Source organism: Lewinella sp. 4G2 (genome assembly GCF_001625015.1).
Classification (GTDB): domain Bacteria; phylum Bacteroidota; class Bacteroidia; order Chitinophagales; family Saprospiraceae; genus Neolewinella.
On record NZ_LVWJ02000014.1, the window covers coordinates 3,954,331 to 3,971,700 of the forward strand.

Annotated in this window: 11 protein-coding genes and 2 tRNA genes; 11 read left to right on the plus strand and 2 right to left on the minus strand. The window is 55.5% G+C overall.

What is annotated here, in order from left to right; all coding sequences use genetic code 11:
• The first annotated feature begins 98 nt into the window (after nucleotides 1-98).
• Entirely contained in the window at nucleotides 99-3,275 is a 3,177-nt protein-coding gene (locus A3850_RS16205; RefSeq protein ID WP_157501301.1) for an AsmA-like C-terminal region-containing protein, read from the plus strand.
• On the opposite strand, the gene bioA is transcribed toward A3850_RS16205, so the two are convergent.
• Both bioA and A3850_RS16215 read right to left on the minus strand, forming a co-directional pair.
• Nucleotides 3,272-4,567: an adenosylmethionine--8-amino-7-oxononanoate transaminase gene (gene bioA / locus A3850_RS16210; protein WP_068218852.1), complete on the minus strand. Its 1,296-nt coding sequence runs from the start codon at nucleotides 4,565-4,567 to the stop codon at nucleotides 3,272-3,274. The two genes, A3850_RS16205 and bioA, sit on opposite strands and share 4 nt — an antisense overlap.
• A 5-nt stretch (nucleotides 4,568-4,572) precedes the next feature.
• On the minus strand, nucleotides 4,573-5,412 hold the full coding sequence (locus tag A3850_RS16215) for an SUMF1/EgtB/PvdO family nonheme iron enzyme (RefSeq protein WP_068218856.1): 840 nt from the start codon (nucleotides 5,410-5,412) through the stop codon (nucleotides 4,573-4,575).
• 50 nt (nucleotides 5,413-5,462) lie between these two features.
• Between A3850_RS16215 and A3850_RS16220 the strand changes: the two genes are divergently transcribed.
• The 10 genes from A3850_RS16220 (at nucleotide 5,463) to A3850_RS16265 (ending at nucleotide 17,201) form a co-directional block, all read left to right on the plus strand.
• Nucleotides 5,463-6,506: an agmatine deiminase family protein gene (locus tag A3850_RS16220; RefSeq protein ID WP_068218859.1), complete on the plus strand. Its 1,044-nt coding sequence runs from the start codon at nucleotides 5,463-5,465 to the stop codon at nucleotides 6,504-6,506.
• 123 nt (nucleotides 6,507-6,629) lie between these two features.
• A complete protein-coding gene (locus A3850_RS16225; RefSeq protein WP_082921875.1) occupies nucleotides 6,630-8,795 on the plus strand; it encodes an adenylate/guanylate cyclase domain-containing protein in 2,166 nt (721 codons plus the stop codon).
• Between the two features lie 2 nt (nucleotides 8,796-8,797).
• The gene (locus tag A3850_RS16230; protein ID WP_068218867.1) at nucleotides 8,798-10,231 is read left to right on the plus strand and encodes a mechanosensitive ion channel domain-containing protein; all 1,434 of its coding nucleotides are present in this window, start codon (nucleotides 8,798-8,800) and stop codon (nucleotides 10,229-10,231) included.
• A gap of 35 nt (nucleotides 10,232-10,266) precedes the next feature.
• Entirely contained in the window at nucleotides 10,267-11,247 is a 981-nt protein-coding gene (locus tag A3850_RS16235) for a N(4)-(beta-N-acetylglucosaminyl)-L-asparaginase (RefSeq protein ID WP_068218870.1), read from the plus strand.
• Nucleotides 11,247-12,026, plus strand: coding sequence for a copper homeostasis protein CutC (locus A3850_RS16240; protein ID WP_068218872.1), 780 nt, complete (start codon nucleotides 11,247-11,249; stop codon nucleotides 12,024-12,026). Before A3850_RS16235 ends, A3850_RS16240 begins: the two co-directional genes overlap by 1 nt.
• A 29-nt stretch (nucleotides 12,027-12,055) precedes the next feature.
• Nucleotides 12,056-13,006, plus strand: a complete 951-nt coding sequence (locus A3850_RS16245) for a sugar phosphate isomerase/epimerase (RefSeq protein WP_068218875.1) — start codon at nucleotides 12,056-12,058, stop codon at nucleotides 13,004-13,006.
• A gap of 181 nt (nucleotides 13,007-13,187) precedes the next feature.
• On the plus strand, nucleotides 13,188-14,501 hold the full coding sequence (gene rimO, locus A3850_RS16250) for a 30S ribosomal protein S12 methylthiotransferase RimO (RefSeq protein WP_068218879.1): 1,314 nt from the start codon (nucleotides 13,188-13,190) through the stop codon (nucleotides 14,499-14,501).
• A 180-nt stretch (nucleotides 14,502-14,681) separates the two neighbouring features.
• Nucleotides 14,682-14,763: transfer RNA gene (locus A3850_RS16255), tRNA-Leu, on the plus strand.
• A gap of 136 nt (nucleotides 14,764-14,899) precedes the next feature.
• Nucleotides 14,900-14,983, plus strand: a tRNA-Leu gene (locus A3850_RS16260).
• A gap of 190 nt (nucleotides 14,984-15,173) precedes the next feature.
• The gene (locus A3850_RS16265; RefSeq protein WP_068218882.1) at nucleotides 15,174-17,201 is read left to right on the plus strand and encodes a bifunctional riboflavin kinase/FAD synthetase; all 2,028 of its coding nucleotides are present in this window, start codon (nucleotides 15,174-15,176) and stop codon (nucleotides 17,199-17,201) included.
• Nucleotides 17,202-17,370 lie beyond the last annotated feature (169 nt).

Below are 17,370 nucleotides of genomic sequence, written 5' to 3' on the forward strand. Positions count from 1 at the left end.
CCAAGACCGTTAGTATCCGTCTTATTAACGAATAGGCGCTGCCGCAGGTGCCGAATTTAGGGACCAAGAACAAAGACCACCACCAAACCAACGACCAAATGAAATTCCTGAAACGACTCCTGATTGCACTCGTATTAATCGTCGTCTTAGGCGTGGCGGCGCTACTGGCTGCCCCCATCCTCTTTAAGGAGCAGATCGTGGATAACGTCCGGAAGAGCACCAACAAGATGGTGGATGCCAAAGTGGACTTTTCCGACATCGACGTAAGCTTCCTGCGCAGTTTCCCCGATGTCTCCGCGCGGATTTACGACCTCGAAGTGGTGGGCATCGACACGTTCGCGGGCCTCCCCCTCCTCGCCGCCGATGAGGTGACGGTGGACCTTGGCTTCTGGTCGGTAGTGGGCAACGACGGTAGTTTCAACGTGGACGCCGTTGCGCTCGAGCGACCCTCAGTCAACCTACTGGTCGTAAACAGCACCCTAGCCAATTACCTGATTACGCCAACGGGAGAAGCCACTTCACCGGAAGAAGAAGCAACATCGGCCACCTTCCTCGTCAACCTCGACCATTACGAAATTCACGACGGTACCTTTGTGTATGACGACCGGACGACGGACACTTACATCAAAATTGAAGGCCTGGAAACTACTGGTGACGGTGACTTCACGGCTTCCATTTTCGACCTGGACACCTATTCCGAAATGGATCATCTCACCCTCAAGCAGGGTGGCGTTACCTATCTAAACCGCGTGGCCGCTACGGCGGACGCCATCGTAAACGTTGACCTCGACAACCAACTGTATACCTTCCGCGAAAACACGATCCGCCTCAATGCATTGGACCTCACCTTTGATGGCTCCATCCAACTGGCGGAGAATGAAGACATCCTTTTCGACCTCAGCTACCAGGCGCCAGCCAATGACTTTCGCCAACTCTGGAGCATGATCCCGACCGCCTACGTGGAAGGCTACAGCAGTGTGCAGGCAACCGGCCTCTTCACCCTGAACGGCACGGTAAAAGGGCCATTCAATTCCACTACGGAAAAGTATCCCGCCTTTACCGTTTCGACCAACATTGAAAACGGAAGTGTGCAGTACCCAGGCCGGCCCGTCGGCATCACCGGTATCGACGCGAAAGTGGACGTCAACAGCCCCTCAAAAGATCTCGATCGTCTGCGGGTAGACATCCCTCGATTCAACTTCAACTTGGGGGGAGACCCTTTCGCGGGCAGCTTCAAGCTAACGACCCCACTGAGCGACCCTACGGTAGATGCCACCGTCAAGGGTAACCTGGACCTCGATAAATGGGCCCAGGCCATCCCACTGGAAGGCATCAGCCAACTAGGTGGGAAAATTATTGCCGACGTGGTGTTACAAAACGTCAGCCAGTCCCTGATCGATGCCGGCGACTACGCGCAAGTGAACATGGGCGGAGACCTGGAGATCATCGACTTTGTTTACGTCGCGGACGGAACGCCGGACGTCAAAATCCCTTCCGCGAAGGCGGACTTCACACCACAGGCCATCAACATCCCCTCCTTCGCAGCCACGTTGGGCCGCAGTGACCTGGCGGGCTCGGCCTCGATCACCACTCCCCTGGCCTACTTTAACCCGGAGGAAACGATGCGCGGTGATGTGAAATTCACTTCCAACTACTTCGACGTTGACGAGTGGATGGCACCCGAAACTGATCATCTTGCCGCCAGCCCGGCGGAACTGGTGGAGGCAGGTGTTCCGGCTACGGAGGAAGACGTCTTCGACCGTTTTGATTTTGACGTAGACGCAAGTATTGCCCAACTGAATTACGGCACCTATCGCCCAAAAGGTATTCGCGCAGTCGGGAACGTCAAACCGAACAAAATGACCCTGGCGACGGCAGAGGCAACGCTTGGCCAGTCCGCCTTCAGCGCCAGCGGTGACGTGACGAATCTTTTCGATTACACTTTCGCTGATGGAGTGCTGGGAGGAGACCTGACGGTACAATCAGAATACATCGACCTTGCGGATTTCATGGAGGAGGAAGCCGCTTCGCAAAATGGATCATCATCTTCCGTCTCCGAAGAGGGCGCCGCTATCCCCATTCCAGACAACATAAACTTAGCGGTAAACCTACGTGCCGACCGGGTGAAGTACGATGATATTGATTTGAGCAATATGGTTGGCCGTCTCGTAATGGCCGAAGGGCAAGCGGTGATCGAAGATGGCAAAACCGACCTCTTCGGTGGCCGGATGGACTTTGCGGGTGCTTACGATACCTCGGAGCCGGGTGACCCCGGATTTCGCTTCCACTACGACATGTCGGCCATCGACTTCAATCAGGCATTTGAGAAACTAAATTCGTTCGCCGCCCTTGCCCCCATCGGAAAATACATCCAGGGCAAATTCAACACGGATTTGGTCCTGGAAGGCAAGCTCGGGGAGGACCTCTTCCCAAAACTTTCTTTTCTGGACGCTAAGGGTTTATTCCAAACCTTCAACGCCCAACTGGCCGGCATCCAACCACTGGAAAAAGTGGGCAATGCGCTCAACGTAAAAGAGCTGAAGAACAGCACCTTACTGAAGGACGTGATGACCGTCTTCAAAATCGAGGATGGGACGGTTGAAGTGGAACCTTTCGACCTGAGCGTAGCCGGCATCCAAATGAATGTAGCTGGCCGCCACGGTCTGGATACGGACATGGCCTACAACCTGAAGGCCGCCATCCCCCGCGAAATGATCGAAGGCAACATCGTGACGGGGACTGCCGTCGCCGCGCTCGACCAACTGGCCGGGCAAGCTTCCAAACTGGGGCTGAATATTGCCCCGGGCGACGTCCTCAACGTCAACATCAACCTCACCGGCACCATGGCGGACCCCAAGGTCAAGTTCCAACTGTTAGGTACCGATGGCACGGCCGCCGCAAACCCAGGCGAAGCCATCGTAGACGCAGCTAAAGAACGCCTCAACCAAGAATTGGAGGACCGTAAGCAGCAAGCACAGGCAGAAGTTGATAAAAAGGTGGAGGAAGTCCGCCAGCAGGCCCAGGAGGAAGCAGATAAGCTCAAGGGCGAAGCTACCGCCCGCGCTCAGGCGATGCAGGACAGCATCAAACGCGCCGCCGAAGCCCGCGCCGCGTTGCTCCAGGAGGAAGCCCGCAAGAAATTAGCCGCCCAAATCGACTCCGCCCGCCTGGATAGCCTACGCAACCTCTTGCCGGAAGACGTGCGCAACCCCGCCGATCGGATTAAGGATGAGCTGGGCAAGTTCAATCCATTCAAAAAGAAAAAGAAGAATTAACCGTACAACTTGCCTTGGTTCTCCGGCTGCACGGCTTTCACCAGCACGGTACAGAGCTGTATAAGATCATCCCGCTTGATTACAAACGGTGGCATCAAATAAACCAACTTCCCGAAGGGTCTGACCCATACGCCGTGCTCTACGAAGAATGCTTGTATCTCGGCTAGCCGCACCGCTTCGTGCAATTCAATGACGCCGATTGCGCCCAGGATTCGTACGTCGGCCACCACTGCGAGTGCGCGGGCGGGGCTGAGGAATTCATTCAGGACGGCACGTATGTTTGCTACTTCCTGCTGCCAATCGCGGGCTTCCAATAACTTCAGACTCGCTACGGCGATGCTACAGGCGAGTGGATTCCCCATGAAGGTCGGCCCGTGCATCAGATTGGGCACCTCACTATTACCGATTGTCTCCGCCACGTGGTCCGTACAAAGCGTAGCGGCGAGGGTGAGGTAACCACCAGTTAGCGCTTTCCCCAGGCACATGACATCGGGGCATGCCGTAGTCTCCGCCGCGAAGAGGTTTCCCGTACGCCCGAAGCCGGTGGCGATTTCGTCGTAGATGAGTAGCAGACCGTATTCATCGCACAATTCTCGGATGACATTCAGGTAGGCAGTATTGTAAAAGTGCATGCCTCCGGCCCCTTGTACGATGGGTTCACAGATGAAGGCAGCGCACTCACGTGCATGATCGGCGAAGGCGCGTTTTACCTTAGCCAGGTAATCCTGATCGAGTTCGGCCTCAACGCCAGCGAGTGGTCTATCGATGAAGTGGTGGGTTGGCAAGAAACCAGCAAAGAGGCCGTGCATCCCCGTTTCGGGGTCGCAAACGGACATCGGCCCGGTCGTATCGCCGTGGTATCCACCCCGGAAAGTGAGGAACTTACTCCGCCCCCGTTCCCCCTTCGCAAATTGGTACTGGATTGCCATTTTCATCGCCACCTCCACGCTAACGGAACCGCTATCGGCCAGAAAAACCCGCTGTAGCGGTTCGGGCGTAATTCGGACGAGCAGCCGTCCCAATTCCACCGCGGGTTGGTGGGTGAGGCCGCCAAACATCACGTGGGAAATCTTATCCAGTTGGGCCCGTGCCGCTTCATTTAGTTCGGGCACGTTGTAGCCGTGGACAGCGCACCACCAGGAGCTCATGCCATCAATCAGCCACCGCCCGTCCGCCAGTTGCAAACGCGCACCTTCGCCCGCTACGATGGGGTACGTGGGTAGTGGGTCCTTTAGCGACGTATAGGGGTGCCACAGGTGGTGGCGATCAAAGGCGAGGTCCTCCGGCGTCATGGCACTTATTTGCTGGGGCGGATGATTCCCCGAAACCCGAGGTGGTTCAGCCCGCTGTCGGCCGGAGTAGTTTGCCGTTGCTTCAGATTAAATCCGGTACAGTAGGAGGTGCTGCAGAGGAAGCTTCCCCCTTTGATGATGTAGGTTCCGTCCGGAGCTTTTGAGGCGGTCCATTCCCACACGTTGCCAGAGATATCGTATAGGCCGTTTTCCGCGGGCGGAAACGATTTTACCGGAGCGATTCCGGGGAATCCATCGAGCACTTCGTCGTTGAAGGGGAAGGGGCCCTGCCACCAATTGCCCGGGAATTTACCGTCCGGTACCATCTCCGTCCCCCAGGGGAAATCACCGTATTTGCCCGACTGGCTGGCGGCATGCATCCATTCTTTCTCGGTGGGTAATTCCTTGCCCGCCCACTTCAGGTAAGCCTGCACATCACGCATACTTACTTGGGTTACGGGCGTATTTGCGGGCGCTGCCGCAGGTGCAGCATTCTGGACCAAGGAATCAGGACCGGGCACTGGGCCGAGGGGCTGATCCCAAGTAGCACTATCAACCGGTAACCAGTTGAGGGAATCCCTGTTAAAGACACCCGACCAGCCAAATTCCTCCGCTTCGGTGACGAAATTAGTGGCTTCCACGAAAGCTCGAAATTCGGCTACGGTCGTCTCCGTGGCGTCCATAAAAAAGCCTTCCGATTCTCCGTTGGGAGCGATCCAGACCATTCCGTCTGGCACTTCGGTTGGAGGCACCGGTCCGGACTGCTTGCACCCGTACCCTGCACCCGCGGCAGCGCACAAAAAGGCGAGTAATGTGATCAGTCGTAAGGACGGGCGGCGGAACATACGGGCAAAGGTAACCGACCCGAATTAAGCCCGCGTGGTAACTTCGCGACATGAGTAGAACTGACCTGAGGCTGCCCGCGGAGTGGGAAAAGCAGAGCCTGGTACTTTTCGCGTTTCCACGCTCCGAAGGCGATTGGGGCGAATACCTTGACGCTGCTTCCACGGCAATGATCAACGCCGCAAATGCCGTCAACAAAGTCTGCCCTACCCTACTGATTGTCAGCGACCTGAAGCACTTTGAGCTCTACCGTGATAGTTACCTGGTCGAGGTTGCCCAACTCGCTAACAACGACTCCTGGGTGCGGGATTACGGACCGATCACCTGCTACCAAAATGGCCGCCGGGTAATGAAACACTTCGATTTTAACGGATGGGGCGGCAAGTTCTCAGCGGATTTAGACACCCTGGTTACCCGCCGTTTGGCGGACGGTAAACTCTCTCACCTCGATTACGAAAAGGTTCCTTTTGAACTGGAGGGCGGCAGCATTGAAAGTAACGGGGCGGGCACTATCCTGACCACCAAAAAGTGCCTCCTGAATTCGAATCGAAACGGTGGTCGGTACGATCAATCAGCGGTAGAAAAAGTACTGCGGGAACGCCTGGGCGGGAAACTGATTCACTGGCTAGAACACGGTGATCTCGAGGGAGATGACACCGATGCGCACATTGATACCCTGGCACGGTTTTTAGATGCGGAGACCATCGCCTACGTACGTTGTGACGACCCTACGGACATTCATTTTCACGAATTGCAACTGATGGAGGATGAGCTTCGCCAGCTACGCACGCAGGAGGGACGCCCTTACCGCCTCATCCCCCTACCCTGGCCACCAGTGGTACATAGCCCTGCGGACGGTCGCCGCCTACCTGCTACCTACGCTAACTTTTTGATCTCCAATGGAACGGTGTTTGTGCCTACCTACTTCGACAGTGCAGCGGCCGACCACCCAGGTAAACAAGCGGATCAGCGGGCGCTCGCTACGATTGCGGAAGCGGTCCCTTACGAGGTGACGCCCATTCCAAGCCGTCCATTCCTGGAACAACACGGCTCCCTGCACTGCCTGACGATGCAAATGCCGGCGCCGCTACACTAAATCTGGATTATGCTTAAATCTGGACTAACGAATTAGTACTTTTACGTATACCTAGGCAGTCATTTTTACCAGGTTGGTAGTTGGTGGCCGTTACGCTCATGAAATTGAATCAACAACTCACACATGTTTAAGAGTTTTAGCTTAAGATCAAAACTGATCTTGATCCTACTTGGTGTATCCCTGCTAGCTGCCCTGATTGTGATTGGCGTCGGCTATTTTGTGGGAGTAGAGAGTATCGAAAAAGAAGTGTACGCGCGACTTACTTCGGCTAGAAATGGCAAAGCTTTTGAGGTCGAGGAATACTTCCACCAAGAAGCGGCCGTCGTAGAAATTCTGGCTAAAAGCGAAAAGGCGGCACAGGCCATTCAGGAATTCACGATGGCCTTTCGCCAAATCGAAGCATCCGACACCATCAGTTGTACGCGTGACCTGGAAGCTTACTACGACGATTTTCTGGATTCCCTGGGTCAAAACTTAACCGTGCGTCGAGAACTTTCCTCCTACTACCCCAATTCGGCGGCGGCGTGTTACTTGCAATACCACTACCTCAGTAAAAGTACGCTCACCGATGCCCGCTACGAAGTAGACAATGCTGGGGACGGGAGTGAATACAGTACCGTCCACGAACGCTATCATGATTTCTACCGGGAAGCCCTGCAGAAATTTGGCTTCTACGATATTTTCCTGATTGATATTCAGACCAAGACCATCATGTACTCGGTCATGAAGGAGACGGACTACGCCACGAGCCTTTCAAGTGGCCCTTATCGCAACAGCAATCTGGCGGCGCTAGCGGAGAAGGTGGAGAAGAATGCCGACCTCAACGAAGCCCAGATTGCGGATTTCTCCTTTTACCGCCCTAGCTACGGCGCCCCGGCCGCCTTCATGGGGAGCCCGGTATTCTACCGCAATGAATTAGTCGGTATACTGGCCGTCCAGCTTTCGGTGGACAAGATCAACCGCATCATGAACTACGGTGGCGAGTGGGCCGAGAACGGCCTCGGAGAAACCGGTGAGGTGCTCCTCGTAGGGGAAGACTATCTACTTCGTTCTGACCCCCGCAGTTTCCTGACTGATAAGGATCGCTTCATCGAAAACATGAAGCAGATCAACATGAACGACGAGAAGATCGACCTAATGGCAAGCATTGGCCCGATCCTGGTCACCGAATTGCGTAGTGATAACATCACCCGCGCACTACGTGGTGAGTCCAACATCACCGAAATGATTGGCTACAATAACGATGCTATTCTTTCCGCATTTACCCCCGTCGACCTACCCGGCGGCCTCCGTTGGGCGCTGGTGACGGAGATTGACGAGGCAGAAGCCATGTCGCCCGTCCAACGTTTTCAAAACCTGAATCTGGCTGCCGTAGCCCTGATCATCGCCATCATCACCATCATGGCCATGGCCATCACCCGTTCGCTGATCCGCCCCATCGACCGACTCACCGAAGGCGCCGAGGCCGTCCGAGCTGGAGATACCAAGGTCCGTGTCGAGAAAATCGCTAACGATGAAATGGGGCGCCTCACCGAGGTATTCAACGGTATGGTGGAGAGCATCGACGAACAGAAATCAGAGATTGAAAAACAGGCCCGGGAAAACAATGACCTCCTGTACAATCGCTTCCCCGACGCCATCGCAGAACGCTACCGGAACGGAGAGGTTAACATTGTTGACAAATTTCAGGGCGTCACCATCCTGAGCGCTGACCTACGCGGCACCTCTTCGCTGGATGAATTTACCCCGGATATGGCTTGGCCCATCGTACAGGAAGTGTCCGCCAGATTTAATGATGCAGCTGATGAACTAGGCATGGAGGTCATCATTGCCATCCCCGACGGATTTTTATGCGTCTGTGGTATGAATATTCCCCGGTTGGACAATGCCCGCCGTGTAGCCATCATGGCCCTGAAAATGCGCGAGATCATTGAAAATATCAATACCAAGCATAATGTAAGTCTGGTACTGAACGCAGGGATGTCTACCGGACCAGTACTGGCTGGCATCCTGGAAGACCAGACCAAAAACTACGTGATCTGGGGCCCCGCCGTTGATGCCGCCCAGCGCTTGGCTTACCTGGCCGCGAGAAATATGACGCTCGGCACGGAGGAGATGATGCGACTAATGGCTGGTAACTTCCATTTCGACAAGGTGCACACCATTAAACTTGGGCCTAAGAATATCATTAGGGTCGGTCGTTTGGTAGGCCGTGTAACGGACTTACAAGCAGCTGGGGTTGAATTCACCCCACTGGATCTTGATGCCCCCACTACTAAAAAATCTTAACCATGGGTGGATCAGTAGTATCATTAGTTGCCGTCCTTTTACTCTTTCCGGTTGCGGTCGTCGTACTGGGAGAGATCATCATCCGCCTGAAGGTAGAAGGCCGCGACTACGCGAAATCAGTTAGCCTGGCGCGCAACGTGGTTGTCCCACTCCTGGCAATCTACTTCCTGGTGACAAGGTTGGGTAATTTTGGTGGGGACCACGACCTCTCTAAACTAGTACTGACGGCAGTGATCATCGTCGGCCTGGCAGCCGTGATGGGGATCATCAACGGCGTCCTGTTCGAGACTAGTAACAGTACCCAAAAAGTCCCTAAATTATTTCTGGATCTGGGCCGTATCCTCGTTATCGTTGTTGGAATTGGCTTCACCCTCAGCTACGTTTGGGGAAAGGATCTCAGCAGTTTGGCGACTGCCCTTGGCGTCAGTTCGATCGTATTAGGTCTGGCTCTGCAGGATACGCTGGGCAACCTGTTTAACGGAATTACGCTGATCAACGAACGTCCCTTTCAGGTAGGTGATTTCATTGAAGTGGATGGCCACGCCGGGCGGGTAGTGGAAGTCAACTGGCGGGCCGTCCGCCTGCTAACGCGGGAGCGTGACCTCATCGTCTTGCCCCACATCAAAGTGAGCCAATCGGCCATCATGAACCACAGCCAACCCGAGGTGCACTGGGCCCAAAAGTTGATGCTGGGCTTTTCCTACGATCACGCGCCCAACTTCGTCAAACGGGTGATGCTGGAAGTTTGCGAAGCCACCCCGGGCATCATGGCATTTCCCGAACCGGAAGTGAAAGTGGATGACTTTGCGGACAGCGCCGTCGTGTACGAGATTGAATATTACATTGAAAATTACGGCCTTCACGAAGACGTCAAGAATGACTTTATGACCCGGGTCTGGTACGCCGCCAAGCGTAACGGGATCGATATTCCTTACCCACAGGTCAACATCCACCAGGAACCACAACTGGAAAAGCAGGCGGACGAAGACAATGCCCGCAGCCGCCACCTGGATTTCGCCATCAAGATGCTCAATATCCCAGAAGATGTGGAGCACATCGCCGACGAGAAGGGCGTGGAATTGCTTTCCTACGGTGAGGGCGAAAATATCATCAATTACAACATCAACAATACGGGCTTGTACTTGCTCGTCTCCGGTGAAGTACAGCTCCTGACCAGGTCCGCCGCCGGCGTCCCCAAGATGATCTCCGAACTGCACCGCGGCGACTTCATCAACCAGATTCTGCAAACCGGGAGCCGAAAGAACATCGTTGCGGCTAAAGCGACGGAGGACTCGGAAGTCATCTACTTCCCCCAGGAAATTGTGCGCCGCCTCGTCAACCGTTACCCGCAGCTCGCTCACCGGACGGAGGAGATCATGGTATCCCGCCGCCAACAGATCAAGAAGATCAAGGCGGTGACGGAGAACCAGAATTAATGATCTAGCCCCTCATTACCAGGAGTTTCAATAGCATGCCGAACCGCCGTAAATTTCTCAAAGCAATCCCTCTGGCCGCCGCGGCCCCGGGGCTCCTTGCTTGTGCGCCGGAGGACCAACCCGAGAACCTTCCCGGCAAGCCCGTCGTCATCTCCACTTGGCAGCACGGCCAGGCGGCCAACGTCGCTGCCTGGAAAATCATCTCCGCCGGCGGGTCCGCCCTCGATGCGGTGGAAGCCGGCGCGCGGGTTACGGAAGCCGACCCCGAAGTGCACACCGTCGGCCTTGGTTCCTTCCCCGACCGGGACGGTATTGTTTCCCTCGACGCCTGCATTATGGGGCCCGACGGCGACTGTGGTAGTGTGGCCAACGTCCGGGACATCCTTCACCCAGTCACCGTAGCCCGGATGGTAATGGAGCGAACACCCCACGTCATGATTTCCGGGGCTGGAGCTACTGATTTCGCCCTCTCCCAGGGGATGGAACGTACCGAGTTACTCACCGAATTTGGCCGGGAGGCCCTGGCCAAATGGCGGACCAAGAATCCAGACTACCTCCCAAAGATCAACGTCGAGAACCACGATACCATCGGTATCCTAGCGCTGGATGTAAATGGCGATCTGGCGGGAGCTTGCACCACCAGCGGCGCCGCATTCAAGTACGGTGGCCGGGTGGGTGACTCTCCCATTATCGGGGCGGGCCTGTACGTTGACAACACCATCGGCGCCGCTACGGCTACCGGTTGGGGCGAAGCCGTCATTCGCGCATGCGGCACTTTTTTGGTCGTAGAATTTATGCGCCAGGGTCATTCGCCCACCGACGCCTGCCGCCTCGCCGTTGAGCGAGTGATCGAGAAGAATCCGGATTGGAAATCCATCCAGGTAGGCTTCATCGCCATCAACAAGGCTGGAGAAACCGGGGCTTACTGCCTACAATCCGGCTTCGACTTTGCAGTCCTCAACGCGCAGACGGACAACCAGATGTTCCGGCCTGGCTACAAGATCGAAGCCTCCTGATGCGTGCTACGGATTACACCTTCGAAGTCTGTTTGCAGTCGCCCGAAGACGCGCTAGAAGCCCAGCGGGGCGGCGCCCAGCGCTTGGAACTTTGCGCTGCGCTGGTGGAGGGGGGCATTACGCCCAGCCTGGCTAGCATACAGCAGTGCCGCGATTTGGTCGACATCGACATCATGGTCATGATCCGCCCGCGCGGAGGGGACTTCCTATATTCTGAGCGGGAGCTCGAGGTCATGCATCGTGACATCGAGCACTGCGTGCGCATCGGCGTGACGGGCGTAGTCTTCGGCGTACTCGACGAGGTAGGAAATGTGGCGCTGCCGCAGGTGCAAAGTTTAGTCGCCACGGCCGGCGGATTACAAAAGACCTTCCACCGCGCTTTCGACGTAGCCCGGGACCCATGGGAAGCCCTCGAGCAATTAGTTGAAGTAGGTATGGACCGCATCCTCACCTCCGGCCAGGCGGGAACTGTCCCGGAAGGGATTGCACTCATCAGGGAGTTGGTCGCCAAGGCGGGCAATCGGATTGGCATCCTCCCCGGCTGTGGGATCACCCCAGCTAACGTGGTCGATGTCCTCCAAGGAACGGGAGCGACGGAATTTCATGCTACGGCTTTCGAGCAGCTAATTTCCCCAATGCAGTACCGAAACGAAAGCGTGTACATGGGTATTCCCGGCCTGCCGGAGTATGAAAGGCAGGTAACTTCCGCGCTTGAAGTGCGGCGGTTTCTTGACGCCATTCGGGGGATGAATCCCTACGGGACCGCAACAAATGCGTAGTTTCACCTTCCGTAAATTAGCAAGTGATCATGACCAATTCTCGCCGCACCTTCATCCGTAATTCCGTCATCGCCGCCGCCGGCCTGCCCCTTTTGAAATGTGGTAGTGGGGACGGAAAATCCACTACAACACCAATGAATCCCAGCACTGAAATGGACAACTCTGCCCTCCCCTACCTGGATACCATCGGCCTGCAGTTGTGGTCCGTCCGCGACCAGTGGCAGGAGGATGCACCGACCACCTTCAAAGCGCTCGCTGAGATTGGATACCAGCAATTAGAATTGATGGATACCCGCCACGCCGAGGAACTCGTCCCCCTGGCCAAAGAGCACGGTATGGCCGTCAACAGCAGCTTCATCAATTGGAATACGGTAACCGGTGGCTGGCAGTACACGCCGGATGACACCCCCTTCGAATACGCTGAAGTGATTGACCAGGCCGCCGAACATGGTCTGAGTCACCTCGTCTTTGGCTACCTCCGCCCCGAGGAGCGGGAAACCGCCGACCAGTGGAAGAAATTGGCCGACGACCTCAACGTAGCCGGCGAAAAAGCGAAGGCCAGTGGACTACAGCTGACCTATCACAACCACAACTTTGAGTGGGATCCGATCGCTGGCACTACCGGCTTCGACATCCTGATCGATCGCATGGATGGTGATCTCGTCCCCTTCGAATTGGACGTTTTCTGGGCCCAGATCGCTGGCCAGGACGCCAAGGCTACGATGACGAAAATCAAGGACCGTTTGGAACTGCTTCACCTCAAACAACTGCACCGTGGCACCCCGGTCGTCACTAGGATTGCGGACGTGCCCGAGAATGCTTTTGAGGAGTTGCCCGACGGCGATATGCCCATTAAGGACCTCATGCGTTTCGGGAAGTCCCTTGGCGTCAAGTATTGTATGGTGGAGCAGGACGGCAACTACGATACTTCCAGTTTGAAGAGCGTCGAAACCAGTTTGGAGTTCCTGCGGAAGGCTTAGGGTTGGTTTGTAACGTTGAGGCTGATCCCGTACCCATTTCCTCTGCACCTGCGGCAGCGCCACCTCGTTAAATTCGCAGTCGAGTGAGGCATGCTTAGTAGGCATTTGGCTTTTATAACAATCTGCAGACCGAAGGCCCACGGAAAAAGGCTACTTTTGCGGCCGTTTAGCGCAGAAGCCTATGAAAACCAAAACGTTACGCCCCGATAAAGTCAACGTGATCACCCTCGGGTGCTCCAAGAACCTCGTGGACTCGGAGAACATCATTACCCAGCTTATGGCTAATGATTACGCCGTGGAGCACGACTCCAACGAAGAGGCCAACATCGTGATCGTCAACACCTGTGGTTTCATTGACTTGGCTAAGGAAGAAAGCGTCAATACTATTCTGGACTACGCCGACCGGAAGACCCGCGGAGAGATTGACAAATTATACGTAACGGGCTGCCTCAGCCAGCGCTATAAGGATAACCTGGAAGAGCAGATCCCCGAAGTGGATGACTACTTCGGAACGATGGAACTTCCCGGCCTGCTGAATCGCCTCGAAGCGGACTACCAGCACGATCTGATCGGCGAACGCTTCATCACGACGCCCGAACACTACGCGTACCTGAAGATCAGCGAGGGCTGTAACCGGACCTGCTCCTTCTGTGCCATCCCCCTGATGCGTGGCAAACACGTGAGCCGCCCCATTGAGGAATTGGTGAAACAAGCCACCCATTTCGCCAAGAACGGCGTGAAGGAATTGATGCTGATTGCTCAGGAACTGACTTATTACGGACTGGACATCTACAAAGGCCGCGCCCTCCCCGAATTGCTGGAAGCCCTGGCCGCCGTGGAAGGAATCGAATGGATCCGCCTGCATTACGCCTACCCCAGCAAATTCCCCCGGGAGATATTTGACGTGATGGCCGCCCAACCCAAGGTGTGCAATTACCTGGATATTCCTCTACAGCACGGTAGTAACGCCGTGCTGCAACGAATGCGCCGACAAATCACCCGCCAGGAAACGGAGGACCTTATTGCCTACGCCCGCGAGGTCGTCCCCGGCATCGCCATCCGTACGACCTTCCTGGTTGGCTACCCCGGCGAAACGGAAGAAGAGTTCCAGGAGATGTGCGACTTCGTATCCGAGATGCGGTTTGAACGCTTGGGTGTATTCATGTACAGCCACGAAGAAGACACCTCCGCCCACGAAGTGGAAGACGACGTACCGGCCGAAGTAAAAGCCGAGCGCGCCAACCGCCTCATGGAATTACAGAAGGAGATCAGCCTCGAACTCAACGAAGCCCGCGTCGGCGCGGAACTCCGCGTGCTGATTGACCGTAAGGACGACGAGTTTTACGTCGGCCGCACCGAATTCGATAGCCCGGACGTAGACAACGAAGTACTCATCCCCGCCGGCCAGGCTTACCTGCGCACGGGGGATTTCGTGAAGGTGAAGATTACTGAGGCTACTGAGTATGATCTTGTAGGAAGTATTATAGTCGGGTAGTCGGGTAGCACGTACTACTCGACTACGCAACTACCCAACTAACCCCTTGTCCAAATATTTTACCGTAATGATGCCCCATAAGGTTGCAAAATCCCCAGGGGCTATTACCTTTGCACCCGCTTCAAAAGAGAAGCCCGCAACTTTTGATTATTCGTAGAAAGTTGTACCGTAGTAGTACTCGCCGGTGTGGCGGAATTGGTAGACGCGCTGGATTCAAAATCCAGTTCTTTCGAGAGTGTGGGTTCGATTCCCACCGCCGGTACTCACTATTCAGCCAGTCTTCGGGCCGGCGATCATCAGTAAGGGAAATGTCCTTTGCTACGGATAACAAATAGCATGCTCAGCGTAGCGCGCCTCCCCTGATTCAAGGTGCGCAATTCATACGCAGAACGACTTCAGCCGAAGTGGTGGAATTGGTAGACACGCACGTTTCAGGGGCGTGTGCTAGTGATAGCGTGGGGGTTCGACTCCCCCCTTCGGCACAACACTTCCTACGTGTTAATTGGCCCAACCCTCCCCCGCGAGGTTTGGGCCTTTTTATTTGGTGGAAGCACTTTTAAAAGAGCACCACCCAAGTCAATTTTTCAGTTTGTTGCTGCCTAAATCTGAAAGTTTCTGGTAAGGGTCGACGGTTGGGGAAAGCCCCTTCCCGTCGTACATTTGCCCCACCTAATGCAGACTCATTTTTCACTTGACGCCCTCCCCCGTTTTCGCCGCTCCGTCGTGACGATCGGTAGTTTCGACGGCGTCCACCGCGGCCACCAGCAGCTGCTGCGGCGCATCGTGAAAATGGCTCAGCACCGGCAGGGGGAATCGATCGTCATCACCTTCGATCCCCACCCCCGCAGCGTCCTCCGGCCCGACGATGATTCTTTGCGTTTACTGAGCACCACGGCCGAAAAAGCCAGGTACTGCGCAGAAATGGGCATCGACCACCTAATCGTAGTGCCCTTCACGTTGGACTTCGCCGGGCAAACCCCGGAAGAGTACATCGATAACTTCCTCGTCCGGTACTGTCAGCCGGAAAGAATCGTGATTGGCTACGACCACCGCTTCGGAAAGGACCGCATGGGCGACATCGAATACCTCAGCCACCGGGGCCGCGAAAAGGGCTACGAGGTGATTGAGATTGACGCGCAGGAAGTCAACAACATAACCGTTAGTTCGACCACCGTTAGGAATGCACTTTTAGAGGGTGACGTACGAAAAGCCCAGGAACTCACCGGCCGGCCCTACGAACTGAGCGGTCGGGTGGTACGTGGCCAGCAGATCGGCCGGTCGATAGGGTTTCCCACCGCGAATCTGGCCATTGGGCACCCCCTAAAATTGATACCCGCTGAGGGTATTTATGCCGTCCACGTTCGTCGTGGCCAGCAAGCGTTGGAGGGGATGCTATACATCGGCAACCGCCCCAGCCTGGAGGATGGACGTGGCACTACCATCGAACTCAACCTATTCGATTTCGACGAAGACATCTACGAAGAAGACCTCACCGTTTACTTTCACACACACCTACGGGGTGACCTGAAGTTGGACGGGCTAGCCGCACTTCGTGATCAACTCGCCAGGGACGAGGTTGCCGCCCGCGCTGCACTCGCTCAACCCCAACTGAAGGAACGGAAGAGCAATTACGCACCGGATACCGCGGTCGTCATCCTGAACTATAATGGCCGGGATTACCTCGAAGAATTCCTACCCAGCGTAATCAAACACTCCCCCGATTATGCTCGTGTTATTGTTGCCGACAACGCCAGCACCGACGACTCCGTAGCGTATTTACGGGAGCACCATCCGGACGTTGAGCTGATCATCCTTCCCGAAAACTACGGTTTTGCCAACGGGTACAACATGGCGATGATGCAGGTAGATGCGGAGATCTACGTCCTGCTAAACAGCGACGTCCGGGTGACACCCAACTGGATCGAATTCATCATCCCCGTTTTTGAAGATGGCGAGGTGGGGGCGGCCCAACCAAAGATCAAGGCGGAACACGCACCGGACCGCTTTGAGTACGCCGGCGCGGCGGGCGGTTATATGGACTACCTAGGTTATCCATTCTGCCGGGGCCGTGTCTTTGAGCATACCGAGCGGGATGAGGGGCAGTACGATGGCGTCAAGGAAGTGTTTTGGGCAACCGGGGCCGCCTTCTTCTGCCGGGCCGACCTCTTTCACGCCCTCGGTGGTTTTGAGCCTGAGTACTTCGCCCACGCTGAAGAGATCGATCTCTGCTGGCGGATGAAACGCGCGGGGTATAAGATCCTTGCGGTTCCGAGCAGTACTGTATACCACGTCGGCGGTGGTACGCTTTCGTATAACACCCCCCGAAAGACCTACTTGAATTTCAGGAATACCCTTACTACCAGCTTTAAAAATGAACCGCTGAGCCGCCTATTCTGGTGGTTACCCGTCCGGCTTTTACTGGATGGTGCCGCTGGCGCGCTGTTCCTTAGCCAGGGCAAGTTTGAGCACATCGCGTCCATTTTACGGGCTCATTTTCATTTCTACGGGCACTTCAATCTGTGGCTTGGCCGGCGTAAAGAGCGGTCTCAACAGATCAAAGCCGCCAGCATTGGCCGCGACCGCACGGAGATTGGCCGGGTGGCGGATAGTGTGATCGTTCACCACTATTTACTGAGGCACAAACGCTTTAGTGACATCTACCGGAAACAAATTACAACCGAGCGGGTGACGCCAGTCTAAGGGGTATTGAGCGTCTTATGGCCTCATCGAGGAATCATTCCAGCGGAACTTTTTTGTTCCCGCCACTAACCGTTGAAGATCGTAATTGCTTAGAATTCAAAATAAGTCCTTCCCCTACCCTTTTATCGGCTTTGCTCATCTTTGGCGGACCACCAAAAAATAATGGAAA

What these genes read in the sequence shown, in the direction of transcription:
- A3850_RS16235 (WP_068218870.1), top strand. Translation starts at nt 10,267, where the DNA reads ATGCCGAACCGCCGTAAATTTCTCAAAGCAATCCCTCTGGCCGCCGCG.
- A3850_RS16240 (WP_068218872.1), top strand. Translation starts at nt 11,247, where the DNA reads ATGCGTGCTACGGATTACACCTTCGAAGTCTGTTTGCAGTCGCCCGAA.
- A3850_RS16265 (WP_068218882.1), top strand. Translation starts at nt 15,174, where the DNA reads ATGCAGACTCATTTTTCACTTGACGCCCTCCCCCGTTTTCGCCGCTCC.
- A3850_RS16225 (WP_082921875.1), top strand. Translation starts at nt 6,630, where the DNA reads ATGTTTAAGAGTTTTAGCTTAAGATCAAAACTGATCTTGATCCTACTT.
- A3850_RS16245 (WP_068218875.1), top strand. Translation starts at nt 12,056, where the DNA reads ATGACCAATTCTCGCCGCACCTTCATCCGTAATTCCGTCATCGCCGCC.
- A3850_RS16215 (WP_068218856.1), bottom strand. Translation starts at nt 5,412, where the DNA reads ATGTTCCGCCGCCCGTCCTTACGACTGATCACATTACTCGCCTTTTTG.
- A3850_RS16205 (WP_157501301.1), top strand. Translation starts at nt 99, where the DNA reads ATGAAATTCCTGAAACGACTCCTGATTGCACTCGTATTAATCGTCGTC.
- A3850_RS16230 (WP_068218867.1), top strand. Translation starts at nt 8,798, where the DNA reads ATGGGTGGATCAGTAGTATCATTAGTTGCCGTCCTTTTACTCTTTCCG.
- bioA (WP_068218852.1), bottom strand. Translation starts at nt 4,567, where the DNA reads ATGACGCCGGAGGACCTCGCCTTTGATCGCCACCACCTGTGGCACCCC.
- rimO (WP_068218879.1), top strand. Translation starts at nt 13,188, where the DNA reads ATGAAAACCAAAACGTTACGCCCCGATAAAGTCAACGTGATCACCCTC.
- A3850_RS16220 (WP_068218859.1), top strand. Translation starts at nt 5,463, where the DNA reads ATGAGTAGAACTGACCTGAGGCTGCCCGCGGAGTGGGAAAAGCAGAGC.